13 protein-coding genes, 1 tRNA gene and 1 pseudogene are annotated in these 12,760 nt (G+C 68.7%); 14 read left to right on the forward strand and 1 reads right to left on the reverse strand.

Annotated features, from left to right (window positions below; genetic code table 11):
- From VGZ23_20650 to VGZ23_20715, 14 genes and pseudogenes are all read left to right on the forward strand, one after another.
- A partial coding sequence (locus VGZ23_20650) for a hypothetical protein (protein HEV2360006.1) occupies positions 1-285 on the forward strand: 285 nt, incomplete at its 5' end.
- 176 nt (positions 286-461) lie between these two features.
- Positions 462-1,877, forward strand: a complete 1,416-nt coding sequence (locus tag VGZ23_20655) for a copper amine oxidase N-terminal domain-containing protein (GenBank protein ID HEV2360007.1) — start codon at positions 462-464, stop codon at positions 1,875-1,877.
- A gap of 145 nt (positions 1,878-2,022) precedes the next feature.
- Positions 2,023-2,922, forward strand: a complete 900-nt coding sequence (locus VGZ23_20660; protein HEV2360008.1) for an ABC transporter permease — start codon at positions 2,023-2,025, stop codon at positions 2,920-2,922.
- Positions 2,916-3,989 carry an ABC transporter ATP-binding protein gene (locus tag VGZ23_20665; protein ID HEV2360009.1) on the forward strand — a complete coding sequence of 358 codons (1,074 nt, stop codon included), beginning with the start codon at positions 2,916-2,918 and terminating at the stop codon, positions 3,987-3,989. The genes VGZ23_20660 and VGZ23_20665 overlap by 7 nt, the downstream gene beginning before the upstream one ends.
- Positions 3,986-5,023, forward strand: a complete 1,038-nt coding sequence (locus VGZ23_20670; GenBank protein HEV2360010.1) for an extracellular solute-binding protein — start codon at positions 3,986-3,988, stop codon at positions 5,021-5,023. The genes VGZ23_20665 and VGZ23_20670 overlap by 4 nt, the downstream gene beginning before the upstream one ends.
- A gap of 194 nt (positions 5,024-5,217) precedes the next feature.
- Entirely contained in the window at positions 5,218-6,207 is a 990-nt protein-coding gene (locus VGZ23_20675; protein HEV2360011.1) for an AAA family ATPase, read from the forward strand.
- A gap of 11 nt (positions 6,208-6,218) precedes the next feature.
- On the forward strand, positions 6,219-7,235 hold the full coding sequence (locus tag VGZ23_20680) for a DUF58 domain-containing protein (protein ID HEV2360012.1): 1,017 nt from the start codon (positions 6,219-6,221) through the stop codon (positions 7,233-7,235).
- The gene (locus VGZ23_20685; GenBank protein HEV2360013.1) at positions 7,214-8,314 is read left to right on the forward strand and encodes a VWA domain-containing protein; all 1,101 of its coding nucleotides are present in this window, start codon (positions 7,214-7,216) and stop codon (positions 8,312-8,314) included. Before VGZ23_20680 ends, VGZ23_20685 begins: the two co-directional genes overlap by 22 nt.
- Positions 8,311-9,303 (forward strand): VWA domain-containing protein, encoded by a 993-nt coding sequence (locus tag VGZ23_20690; protein ID HEV2360014.1) that lies wholly within the window; start codon positions 8,311-8,313, stop codon positions 9,301-9,303. Before VGZ23_20685 ends, VGZ23_20690 begins: the two co-directional genes overlap by 4 nt.
- Before the next feature lie 48 nt (positions 9,304-9,351).
- A complete protein-coding gene (locus tag VGZ23_20695; GenBank protein HEV2360015.1) occupies positions 9,352-9,732 on the forward strand; it encodes a hypothetical protein in 381 nt (126 codons plus the stop codon).
- A gap of 39 nt (positions 9,733-9,771) precedes the next feature.
- Entirely contained in the window at positions 9,772-10,041 is a 270-nt protein-coding gene (locus VGZ23_20700) for a GlsB/YeaQ/YmgE family stress response membrane protein (GenBank protein ID HEV2360016.1), read from the forward strand.
- Positions 10,042-10,130: 89 nt separating this feature from the next.
- A pseudogene (locus VGZ23_20705) lies at positions 10,131-10,652 on the forward strand (GDP-mannose 4,6-dehydratase).
- Between the two features lie 105 nt (positions 10,653-10,757).
- Complete coding sequence (locus VGZ23_20710; protein ID HEV2360017.1) at positions 10,758-12,467, forward strand: NAD-dependent epimerase/dehydratase family protein; 1,710 nt, start codon at positions 10,758-10,760, stop codon at positions 12,465-12,467.
- Positions 12,468-12,509: 42 nt separating this feature from the next.
- A tRNA-Arg gene (locus VGZ23_20715) sits at positions 12,510-12,585 on the forward strand.
- A 44-nt stretch (positions 12,586-12,629) separates the two neighbouring features.
- Here VGZ23_20715 and VGZ23_20720 read toward each other — a convergent pair.
- Positions 12,630-12,760 (reverse strand): integrase (locus VGZ23_20720; GenBank protein HEV2360018.1); only part of this gene is annotated, 131 nt, incomplete at its 5' end.

A 12,760-nucleotide genomic window follows, 5' to 3' on the forward strand; every position in this document is an offset into this window, starting at 1 on the left:
GTCGTCCTCGGCGTAATGATTCTCTCGGCCACATTGGCCGGCGCCGCAATGGCGCAGACCTACAGCACGCCGCCGGCCACGCAACCAGCCACACAGCCGGCCACGCAGCCGTCGACCGCGACGCCGGGTCAGTATCCGAGCGTGGCGAACTTGAAGGAGTTCTTCGCAGAAGCCAACTTCATGTCCCTGCCCGGGTACCTCCGGTACCTCATCTTCCAGCAGACGGGGCAGTGGCTGACTCGGCCGGAGGCGGTCCGCATCGTCAATCAGCAGAAGGGCATGTAGGCCGAATCGGCTGAATCGTCGACCGGGGGGAGGGCGGTTCCGCCCTCCCCCCGATGTTTTGGAGGAGAAACGGGGGAAGACGGTAGACGACACAACGCATGGGGCAGTGCACGCACCCGACGCGGGTGGAAACAATATAAAAGCAACGCCGTGGAAGGAAAGAGAGGTGATCGGCAATGCGAAGTCACCGACCACAGCAGGTCCTCATCGGCCTGGCCTTGGTCTTGGCGCTCGGTGTCGGCCTCGCCGCCGCGCAAACGTCGGCGCCCTACGTCAAGGTCTTCGTCGACGGGAGCCCGGTCTACTTCGACCAGCCGCCGGTAATCGCCAACGCGCGGGTGCTGGTGCCGCTCCGAGGCGTGTTTGAACGGCTCGGCGCGACCGTGGCGTGGGATCCGGCATCGCAGACGGTCCTCGCCCAACGCGGCACCACAAGCGTCTCGCTCCGGATCGGGTCGCCGCAGGCGTTCGTCGACGGACAGGCGCAGTTTCTCGACGTCCCGCCCATGCTCGTGGGCGGCCGGACGATGGTACCGCTGCGCTTCATCAGCCAGACGCTCGGCGCCAACGTCAACTGGGACGCGGCCAGCTACACGGTCCAGATCGCCAGTCAGGGGGCGGCAGCACCGCCTCCGGTGAGCGTGCCGCCGTCGCAGGCGTATCCACCGGCACCGGCGTATCCGCCGGCGGCCTCCACGCCGTCGATCGTCAGCGGGACGATCGTGCGGGTGGCGGCCACAACCTACCCCGGACAGCTCGTAGTCCAGGCCTCCGGGGGCGCCATCTACACGTACAATGTGGTCTCCGGGACGACGATCATTCGCACCAACGCGGTGACGGGCGTCAGCGGCCCGGTCTCCCTCGCAGCACTCCAGCCGGGCGACACGGTCCAGGTCACCGCCGACCAGAGCGGCACGGCTCAGAACGTGGCGGCGACGTTCGCGCAGGCGCCGACCCCCGCCTCGCCCGGGGTCATTACGTCCGTGACCGTTACACCGACCGGCCGGCAGCTCGTGGCCGGCGATGTGATGACGGTCGTGGCGACGGGACCCGCGCATGGGACGGCGACGTTCACGATCAATGGACTCCGCGCCGGCCTGCCGATGCCTGAATCCGCGCAACCCGGCACCTACATCGGCACCTACACGGTCCGGCCCGGCGACTACGTCGTCAACTCCAGCGTGGTGGTCAGTCTCACGGCGCCGACCGGGCAGCTGATAACGGCCACGGCGCCGGCGCCGGTGTCGATCAACGCATCGGCGCTCGTTCCGCCCGCCTCGGGCGGGGCGCCGATCATCACCAGCCCGGCCGCGGGCAGCGGCATCTCGACGCCCTTCACCGTGACGGGCACCGCGGCGCCGGGATCGCTCGTGAAGGTGCAGGCGGACTACACCGGAAACCTGCTCCTCTTCAACGTTCACGGGACGCTCGGCACACAGACGGTCACCGCGGACGCGAACGGGAACTGGTCGGCAACGTTCAACCAGGCGCCGCCGGTGCGTGGGGTGAACGTGACGATCACCGCCGTCCAGGTCGATTACACGGGCACGGCCCGGTCGCCGTCGACGACGGTCGACACGACCCTGCAGTAGCCTCACCGTCAGCGTTGAACCGGGGCGGCCGTCGGCCGCCCCGGTTTCTTCATGTCCCCTGCCCCGCGTGCGGCGCGGGGCCGCCCCGTGCGCCGCGGATGCGCGTTTTTCACGCCGCGCTGCGTCCAGTATACTGGTCGGAAGAATGGGACGCCGAGCGGCATCCGAGGTCACGGGAGTGATGGGGCGGCGGCAGGCGAAAGGTGGCCTGCTGGGCGGCGCGCCCGCGGTCCGCCCCGGCCCGCGCCCCGCGGACGCCTCGCGGCGCCTTCCGGTGATCCTGGCCGCGCTCGGCGCGGTGCTGGTCGTCTACCTCACCGTCCCGTTCGTCGCCGGCCTCAGCGCGCTCAACCGGGCGGATACCCTCGCCGCGGCGCGCGACGCGATCGGCGCCGGCGCGGTTGGTGTCTCGATCGGGACGGCGACCCTGTCGACGGCCGTCGCGGCCCTATTCGGAGTGCCGCTTGCGTACGTCCTCGCGCGCGCCGACTTTCCGGGCAAGGCCGTCGTCGGCACGGCCGTTTACCTGCCGCTGGTGATCCCCCCGCTCGCGGGCGGCCTGCTGCTGCTGACCATCTTCGGGCCGCGCGGGCTCCTCGGCGCGTGGCTCGACGGCCGCGGGATCCAGATCGCGGACGCGTGGCCGGGCATCGTGCTCGCGCAGGTGTTCGTGGCCGCGCCGTTTCTCGTCGTCGCCGCGCACGTCGCTTTTGCGGGCGTGGATCCGGCCCTCGAGCGCGCCTCGTACGCCCTTGGCGTTCCGCCGCTCCGGACGTTCTTCCGCGTGACGCTGCCGCTGGCGTGGCCCGGCATCCTCGCCGGGCTGCCGCTCACGTGGCTGCGGGCGCTCGGGGAATTCGGCGCGACCGTGATGCTGGCGTACCACCCGTACTCCCTGCCCGTCTACCTGTTCGTACAGTTCGGGGCGCAGGGCCTGCGGGCGGCGCTTCCGATCGCCGCGGTCCTCGCCGTGGTTGGGATCGCGGCGCTCGCCGCCGTCGGCGCGGTGCGCCGTCTCGGCGGCACGGCCGGCCGGTCATGGTGAACGTCACCGCCACCTGCCGCGTCGGGACGTTCGTCCTCGACGTCGCGTTCCGGTCCGCGCACCGGCGTACGGTGCTGTTCGGCCCGTCGGGGGCCGGGAAAACGATGACGCTGCAGTGCATGGCCGGTTTTCTCGTCCCGCCACGCGGGTACGTGGAGGTCGGTGACGCGGTCCTGCTGGACACGGCGCGCGAGATCAACGTGCCGCCGTGGGAGCGCCGGGTGGGCGCGGTGCTCCAGGGCGACGCGTTGTTTCCCCACCTGAGCGCCGCCGCAAACGTCATGTACGGGATGCGGCCCATCTGGCGGGGGCGCGAACCGACGCGGGCGCTGGCGCTGCTCGCGGCCGTGGGGCTGCCGGGCTACGGCGACCGGCGGCCGGCGGACCTGTCGGCCGGCGAACGGCAGCGTGTGGCGCTCGCGCGTGTCCTGGGCAGCGATCCCCGCGCGCTGCTGCTCGACGAGCCGTTTGCCGCCGTCGACGCCGCCGTGCGCGAGCAGTTGCGGCGGGACCTGATCGCCCTCGTCGAGGCGCGGGACCTGCCGCTGGTCCTCGTGACGCATGACTTCGACGAAGCCCACGTCCTCGGCGAGACGATCGTGGTTCTCGTGGCCGGACGCGTGGTCCAGACCGGCGCGCCCGCGGATGTCGCCAGGTACCCGCGAACCGCCACCGTCGCCCGGTTGGTCGGCGCCTCCAACGTGCTGGCCGGCCGCCTCGTCGGGCGGGAGCCGCCCCGCGCCGTCGTGCGGGCCGGCCCGTTTCTGCTCCGGCCGCTCGCCCCCGGGATCCAGGGTCCGGTGAGCCTGTGCGTGCGCCCGGATCACGTCCGTCTACGACCGGCCGGGTCGGGCGGGGTGGACGCGCGCGTCCTACGCGTGCTCCCGAGGCGCGTTGGAGCGACCGTGCTGCTGGTGACCGACGGGATGGAGCTCGAAGCGTGGGTGACCGAATCGGTCCCCGCGCCGGGGACCCTCGTCGATGTGTCAATTCCCGACGAAGCCGTCCACGTTCTCGACCAGGAGGATGAGACGATGATGCGGACGCCCGTCTCGACGCTACCATGAGCCGGACGGGAGGGCCGACCGCGGCGAGATGGCTCGCGGCGTGGGCGATCATCCTCGCCGCCGCGCTTGTGACCGGAGATGACCGCGCCCCCGCCGCGGCGGCCGAGGCGCCTGTGCGAGTGCTGTATGCCGGCTCGCTTGTGAACATCATGGAACGCGACCTGGCCCCGGCATTTACCCGACAGACGGGCATCGCCGTACTCGGGCGGGCCGGTGGATCGACCGCCCTGGCGTACCTCATCCGCGACGGCCTCGTCCCCGCCGACGTGTTCGTCAGCGCCGACCCGGCCGTCAACACTCTTCTCGCGTCCGGGACCGGCGCACCGTCGGTTCCGTGGTTCCTCGCCTTCGGCAGCACCACGATGGTGGTCGCCTATGCGCCCGGCAGCCCGTTCGCGCCCCGGCTGGGGCGCGCCGTCGACCCCGGCCCCGGCGCCGGGAGTGCGGCGTCGCGGAGCCGGGCATGGTTCCGCATCCTCGCCGCGCCCGGACTGCGGCTCGGGCGAACGGACCCGATGCTCGATCCAAAGGGGTATCGCACGCTCTTCGTGCTTCGACTCGCCGAGCAATACTATCACGAGCCCGGCCTCGCCGAGCGGCTGCTCGGCGGCGACGAGAACACCGTCCAGATCTTTCCGGAAGAGGCGCTGCTGGGGCGCCTCGCGTCCGGGCAACTCGACGCGGGATTCTTCTACCTGGTCGAGGCGGTGGCGCAACACCTTCCCTACATCGGGCTGCCGCCGGCGATCAATCTCGGGGATCCGGCCTGGGCGGCGGCCTACGCGAAGGTGTCGTACGCCGACCCCAAGGGTCGCGTGCACCACGGCGCGCCGATCCTCTATACCGTGGCTATCCCATCGTCGGCCCGGAACGCCGGGGGCGCCGTCCGATTCGTCGGCTTCCTCCTCGGCCGGGATGCGCGCGCCCTGCTGGCGGCCCGTGGCATCCTGGCCGTGCCGGTGCGGGCGGGCGGGGAGGCAGCCGCCCTGCCGGCGCCGCTACGCCCGTTCGTAACGGGGCGGTATCGTCCCTGAGAACGCCGGGCGCCGGGGGCGGACGTTACCTCATAGCGGGGCAAGAAGGAAGAAAAAGGGGACCCGCGTCCGTGTCCCTAAATACCCGAGCACCGATCCTCCACGAGGTGATCGACGTGGCAGACCAGGCACCGCGGGAGCGCACGCGCGTCCTCCGCTACCCCACCGAAACGTACACGCAGGCCGCGAGCACGATGCGGAACGTCCTGTACGAAATCAAGAAGGTCATCGTCGGACAGGACCTGATGCTGGAACGCATTCTGGTCGCGCTGCTCTCGCGCGGGCACATCTTGATCGAGGGCGTCCCGGGCCTCGCCAAGACGCTGGCGATCAAGACGACCGCGCAGGTGCTCGACTGTCAGTTCAAGCGCATCCAGTTCACGCCGGACCTCGTGCCGGCCGACCTCATCGGCACGCGGATCTACAACCAGCAGTCCGGCACGTTCGAGGTGGAGCTGGGTCCCGTGTTCGCCAACCTCGTGCTGGCCGACGAGATCAACCGCGCGCCGGCGAAGGTGCAGTCCGCGCTGCTCGAGTCGATGCAGGAGCGGCAGGTGACGATCGGCAAGCACACGTTCACGCTCCCCGATCCCTTCCTCGTGCTCGCGACGCAGAATCCCATCGAGAGCGAGGGCACGTATCCGCTGCCCGAAGCCCAGGTCGACCGGTTCATGTTCAAGGTGGTCATCTCGTACCCCACGTTTCACGAAGAGATGACCGTGATCGACCGGATCACCGAGCAGGCGCCGAAGGTGAACCGCGTGATCGGCATCGAGGAGCTGTTTGAGCTGCAGAAGGTGGCCGACGCGGTATACGTCGACCCCCGCCTGCACGAGTACGCTGTAAACCTCGTGACGGCGACGCGGACGCCGCAGGAGTTCGGCCTCGCCGAACTCGCGCGCTACGTCGCCTACGGCAGCAGCCCGCGCGGGTCCCTCAACCTGATCATCGGCGCGAAGGCGCTCGCGCTGCTGCGCGGCCGCGAGTACGCCATGCCCGAGGACGTGCGGGATCTCGCCCCGGAGGTGCTGCGCCACCGGTTCGTGCTGTCCTACGAGGCCCTGGCGCAGGAGATGACGGCCGACCACCTGCTGCAGCGGATGATGGAGGCAGTTCCCACGCCGCGCGTCCACATCGGCGATCCGTACGGCGACGCCAAGCCCGCGGCGGCGCTCGAGAAGTAGAGGGCGGCGGCATGCGTCTCGCGTTCGCCCGCCGTGGCCGCCCCAGCGTCCCGTCTGGCGCCCCGCCTGGCGCCCTGTCTGGCGCGGGGCAGGCCGGCATTCGCCGGGAGGCGGCGCCCGGACCGGGCGTCGAGACACCGGAGCGGATTCTGCGGCGGCTCGAGTTCAAGGTCGTGCGGCGGCTCGACGGATTTCTCTTCGGCGACTATCGCGGCATCTTCTACGGTCCGAGCCTCGACCTCGCCGAGGTGCGGGAGTACCAGCCCGGCGACGAGATCCGCCGGATCGACTGGAACGTCACCGCGCGCATGAACCAGTTGTTCGTGCGGCAGTACCGTGAGGAGAAAGAGCTCACGGCCTGGCTCCTGGTCGATTTGTCCCCGTCGATGCAGTTCGGTACGATCCGGCAACTCAAGCGGGACCTCGCGGCAGAGTTTGCGGGGGTTGCCGCCTACATCATCACACGCCACGGCGACAAGGTCGGCGGCCTCGTGTTTCCCACCCCGGCCGGCGTCACATTCATTCCGCCCCGGACGGGGCGGTTGCAGGCGCTGCGCGTCGTACGGGATCTCGCCGCGGTGCGAACCATGGAGGGCGGGGGACCGACGGATCTTGGCGTGGTCCTGCGCCAGCTCGGGCGGCTGGCCCGCCGGCGGTCGCTGGTCTTCCTCGTCTCCGATTTCTACTCGCCGGCCGGGTGGGAGCAGGCGCTCGCGGAGCTCGGCCGCCGGCATGAGATCATCGCGGTGCGCATCGAAGACCCGCGCGAGCGCGAGCTGCCGGACGTCGGGGGCATCTACCTGCACGATCCCGAAACGGGCCAGCAGCTCTGGATCGACACCTCCGACCGGCGCGTCCGGCAGGCCCACCGGGCGCTTGTCGCCGAGCGGGACCAGCGGCTGGCCGCGGTCTTTCGCCGGACGGGTGTCGACGTCCTGACGCTGTCGACCGGGGCCCGGCTCGTCGACGATCTGCTGCGATTCATCACCCTGAGAAGGCGGCGGCGATGGAGTTTACCTGGCCGGTAATGCTGTGGGCGCTGGCCTGTTTGCCGGCATCGATCCTCGCCTACGTCCTCGGCGTGCGCCGGGTCCGCCGGACGGCCGCCCAGCGGTTCGCGGAAGCGCCGCTGTTCGCGCAGATCGCCGTGCGCCTGCCCGCGGTGCGGCGCCACATCGCTATGGGCCTCTACTTCACGGCGCTGGGGCTCTTGCTGAGTGCCGCGGCCAGGCCGGTCATGGCGGTGCCGCTGCCGGTCAACCGCGCGACGGTGATCCTGGCCATCGACACCAGCGGGAGCATGGCGGCGCCCGATCTGCAGCCGACGCGGCTCGACGCCGCGCGCCGGGCCGCGCTGGGATTCCTCGACGTGTTTCCGCCCGGGCCCCAGGTGGGACTGGTGACGTTCAGCACCTATGCGACCCTGGTGGTTCCTCCCACCGACGACCGCGGCGCAGTGCGCGACGCCCTCGCCGGGCTCAAGACACAGGAAGCGACGGCCATCGGGGACGGCATCGCGACCTCGCTGCGCGCGGTCCCGGGACGTGCGCCGAGCGTGCCCGGCGCGTCCGGCCAAGGGTCGGGCGGCAATACGCCGTTCGGCCAGTCACCGTTGGGGCAGTCACCGCTTGGCCAGCCGCCGCTCGGCGCGCCGCCGGGTCAGGCCCAGCCTCCGGCCGGTACGCCGGGCCAGGGGACATCACCGGCGGACCTGCCGCCGGCGGCGATCATTCTCCTGACCGACGGGGGGCAAAACGCCGGCACCGCGGATCCGATTCGCATGGCGGCGCTGGCCAAACAGCTCAAAGTCAAGATCTACACGATCGGCCTCGGGACCCCGGGCGGCGGCGTCTTCAACTACCAGGGACAGATGGTGCTGGTGCCGTTTGACCCGACGCTGCTCGCGCAGGTCGCGGCAATCACGGACGGCAGGTTCTACATGTCGCCCACGGCCGACGACCTCAAGCGCATCTACCGCGAGCTCGGCCGGACCATCGGGTGGGAGAAACGCAAGACCGAAGTGTCGGCCCTGTTCGTAGCGGGCGCCGGCGTCCTCATGCTGGGCGGTGGCGCCCTGTCGATGCTGTGGATGGGACGGCTGCCGTGAGTTTTCTCTGGCCCAAGGTCTTGTGGCTCTACGGCATCGTGCCGGTGCTCGTGGCGACGTACGTCTGGGTCCTGCGACGGCCGGCCCGCGAGCGCGTGCAGTATCCGACCCTGGAGCTGGCGCGGATCGCCGCGGCGGCCGGCGGGCGGTGGCGGCGGCACGTCCCGGCGGTGCTGTATCTCGCGACACTCTGCGGTGTGATTTTCACCGTGGCGCGGCCGGTGGCGCCCGTCCCGGTGCCGGACAACCAGGTGGCCGTCATGCTGAGCATGGACGTGAGCCGCAGCATGATGGCACGCGATGTCGTGCCGACCCGCCTGGACGCGGCCAAGAAGGCCGCGGTGGAGTTCGTCCGCAATCTGCCGCGCGGCGCCAAAGTCGGTCTCGTGTCGTTCAGCAGCTACGCCACGCTCATCGCGCCGCCCACCGACGATCACGACCGGGTGATTCAGGCGATCAACGGATTGAACCTCGAGTTTGCGACCGCGATCGGCGATGGACTGCTCGAGGCGGTGTACGCGCTGCCGGGGCGTCAGCGGCCTGCGGGCGAGGTATTGCCCGGCGTTCCGCCCCCGCCGCCGCCGGACGCGGACCGTCTGCCGCCGGCCACGGTGGTGTTGTTGAGCGACGGCCAAAGCAATCGGGGCACGCCGCCCGAGGACGCGGCGACGGTAGCCCGTCAACTGCATGTCCGGGTCTATACGGTCGGGCTCGGCTCGCCGGAAGGCACATTTCTCGAGCTCGGCGGCCGCGGCATTTTCGTGCGGCTGGACGAGGAGACGTTGAAGGAGATCGCCGAGGTCACGGGCGGCGCCTACTGGCGGGTCTCGTCGAGCAGCGAGTTGAACCGCGTGTACTCCCGCCTGGGCCGGGTGATCGGCTGGAAGCGCGTCCCCGTGGAAGTAAGCGGCCTCGCGGCCGTCGGGGTCGCCGCGTTATTCCTGGGCACCGTCGCGACGTCGCTCATGTGGATGCACCGCCTGGGATAGGGGGAAAGATAACCTCTGGATTCAGCCTGGGTGCACGGGAGAGACTGGATGAACGGAACCCGGACTATCGCCCCGCCGCTCGACGACGTGCTGTACACGATGGCCGAAGAAGGCGCCGATGAGGAGACGAGCGACCTCGCGGAAGACGTGTGGGCCGGCCTGATGCGCGACGGCGCCGAGGTCGCGCGGCGCGTGGAGGAAGAGATCGACGCGGGTTCCCGGGACGAGGTCGATCCGGATGATCTGGCCGCGCTGCGGGATGCCGCCGGCATCATCATCACGCGCGATCACCGCCGCGGCCGGGTGACCGCCCGCGCGTATCCGGACGAGAGCGAACTGCTCGCGGCGTGGAACGCGATCGTCGTCGAGCTCGAACCGAGCGCGCTCGGCGCCGAGACGTCGGAGACAGACGGCGGGCCGCACGGGTAAAATCTCCTCGGGACATCAACGACGAGGGAACGGCAGCGTATGAGCCTTCTCGCATGGATTGTGGTCGGAATGGTCGCGGGCTGGCTGGCGAAGATGGTCGTGCCGGGCGAGGCCCCGGCCGGGCTCGCCGGCGACCTGCTGATCGGCGTGGTCGGCGCCGTCATCGGCGGCTGGATCTTCCGGTCGCTTGGGCATCCGGGTGTGACCGGGTTGAACGTCTGGTCGATCGTGGTCGCGGCGGTCGGCGCGGTCGTCCTGCTCTGGCTACTCCGGCTCTTCACCGGCAGGCGGCCGGTCCGTCTCCGGTAGGGCGAGGAAATCTTCCGGGCCGGTGCCGGCAGGCGCCCGCCGGCGCCGGCCCAGCGTTCCCGCGAACTTTCCTGCTATGATGACTCCGCATGCGGGTCGTAGTCACAGGGGGCGCGGGCTTCATCGGGTCGCACTTGTGCGAGCGGCTGCTCGCCGATGGGGCCGAAGTCGTCTGCGTCGATAATCTCCTCACGGGGCGCGCCGGGAACCTCGCGCATCTCGCCGGCCCCCGCTTCGAGTTCCGCCGCCACGACATCACCACGCCGATCGACGTACCCGGGGCCGTCGACGTCGTCCTGCACTTTGCGAGCGCCGCGAGCCCGGTCGATTATCTGGCCCACCCGATCCAGACGCTCAAGGCCGGGGCGCTCGGCACCTGGATCACACTCGGCCTGGCCTGGGCCAAGCGCGCGCGCTTCGTGCTGGCGTCTACGTCCGAAGTCTACGGGGATCCTCAGGTGTCGCCGCAGCCCGAAACGTACTGGGGCCACGTCAACCCGATCGGGCCGCGCGGCTGCTACGATGAGGCGAAGCGGTTTGCGGAGGCCATGACCATGGCCTATCATCGCTCCCACGACGTGAACACCGGGATCGTTCGGATTTTCAATAGTGTTCTTGCGGATCAGCCGGTAGTGGTTTTCAATGACGACGACATTCATATCGAGCCCGTCGGCGAGTATGCGACTCGAATACGTCTTGAATCCAACCGACCCCGAATGGTTCTCGTTCCCGCGTTCGACCCGGAGACTCTGAGAGTTCGGCTTCGGACGGCTACGGCTCTTGTTCGTAGCGCGGCGCACACCGACGCGTTTGAGCTTCGGCTGCGATACGGACGCTCGGTGAAGGTGACCGGTGATCACAGTGTATTTGTCAAGGGGCCTGATGACCGCCCGGTGGCAAAGCCGGCCCGCGAGGTACGGGCGGGCGATCACGTCGCCATCGCCGGATACTTGCCCGTCGTGGAGCGTGACCGCACCTTCATCGACCTTGCGGAGGAGATCGCAAATGCCCTGGGACCTGAAGATCTCTGGCAATGGGCGGTGTATCATCCAAACATCAGTGGTCTTGTGACTGAGCGGAGGGACGAGATCCACCGGCTCCTCAAGAATACCGGGCGTTACCGAAAGGGCCGAAACCAGCACAACACGATCCGCTGTGCTACTCGGAAGTGGGTGCTTCAAAGCAAGATGCCCTTGTCGGTTACGCGAGCACTTGGTTGGGACGTACCCCCCGACTCAGGCATTGGTCCGTACGAGGGGTCCAATCGGACACTGCCTAACCGGTTTGACCTGTCGGATGATCTGCTGTGGGTCCTCGGGCTATTTCTCGCGGAAGGAGCCGAGCATTCCGGCAACGGTGTGCACTTCATCTCACTCTGCTCAGACGACATTTATCTGCGGCGCGCAGGGGAAATCCTAAGAACGCTCGGAATCCATGTTGGATCTCTCGGCTCAGCGACGAGGTATGCTCCTTCTATTTACGCGCATTCGAAACTGCTGCACCTCCTCTTTACGCGTTTGCTTGGACTTCGTGAGAAGCGAATCCCACCCTGGGTCATGCAACTCCCACTCCACCGGGCGAAGCACTTCGTCGAAGGCTTCCGGTGCGGTGACGGCACGCATAGCGGGGGCAAGATCGGCAAGGAGCTGTGCTTCGACACCACGAGCGAACGCCTTGCCGTCGATCTAAATTACCTTCTTCTGCGATTTGGGATCGTCGCGTCGTTCGGTAAGTACGAAACGACGTTCCGGCGGAAGTATGGTGAGCGCCGCTTCCCAATTTGCAGGCTGACGATCTGCGGACTCGACAATTTTGACGTTCTCTGCTGGGACCGGGGCGTGCGGCAGACGCTCAACGCGCAACGGATCGGAGATCTCGTCTGGTCCTTTGTCAAGGGAATCCGATCGTGCACGCTCACTCCGGCCGTGTACGATTTCTGCGTGCCCGGCGCAGAGAATTTTCTGGCGGGAAACGGGGTGTATTGTCACAATACCTATGGACCCCGCATGCGGCCGGACGACGGTCGCGTGATCCCGACGTTGCTCACCCAGGCCATCCGGGGCGAGCCGCTCACGGTCCACGGCGACGGCGCCCAGACGCGCAGCTTCTGTTACATCACCGATCTGGTGGACGGAATTGTCAGGCTCATCCGCTCCGACGTTCATGAGCCGGTAAATGTCGGAAACCCCGAAGAGATCCACGTGATCGACCTGGCGGCGCTCATCCTCGAGATGACTCGCGGCCGCGGTCCCATCGTGCACCGGCCGCGTCCCGAGGACGACCCGACGCAGCGGTGCCCCGACATTACGCGGGCGCGCACGCTGCTCGGCTGGGAGCCCCGCGTTCCGCTTCGGGAGGGACTCGGGCGAACGCTGGACTGGTTTGCGGCGGGGGCGGGGCCAGTCCTGGAACGCGGCGACGCGTGACGCCTTGTCGTGCCTCCGGGAGCGCGTTATCATGGTTGCAACGCGCCCGTAGCTCAGGGGAAAGAGCAGCTGCCTTCTAAGCAGCGGGTCGGGGGTTCAAGTCCCTCCGGGCGCGCCAGCTTTATTTGGGTCCAACCCGGACACATCGGTAACACTTTGTACCTAAGACATGGGTAACACTTTCGGCCCGAACGGATTTTCGAGCGGTTCCAGCACTCGCGTCTCGAGATCAAAGTAGCCCAAATCATACTCCATAAAGCTGACGAGCCAGATGTCATCCTGCACTTCTTTGA

The organism is bacterium, assembly GCA_035945995.1.
Taxonomy (GTDB): Bacteria; Sysuimicrobiota; Sysuimicrobiia; order Sysuimicrobiales; family Segetimicrobiaceae; genus DASSJF01.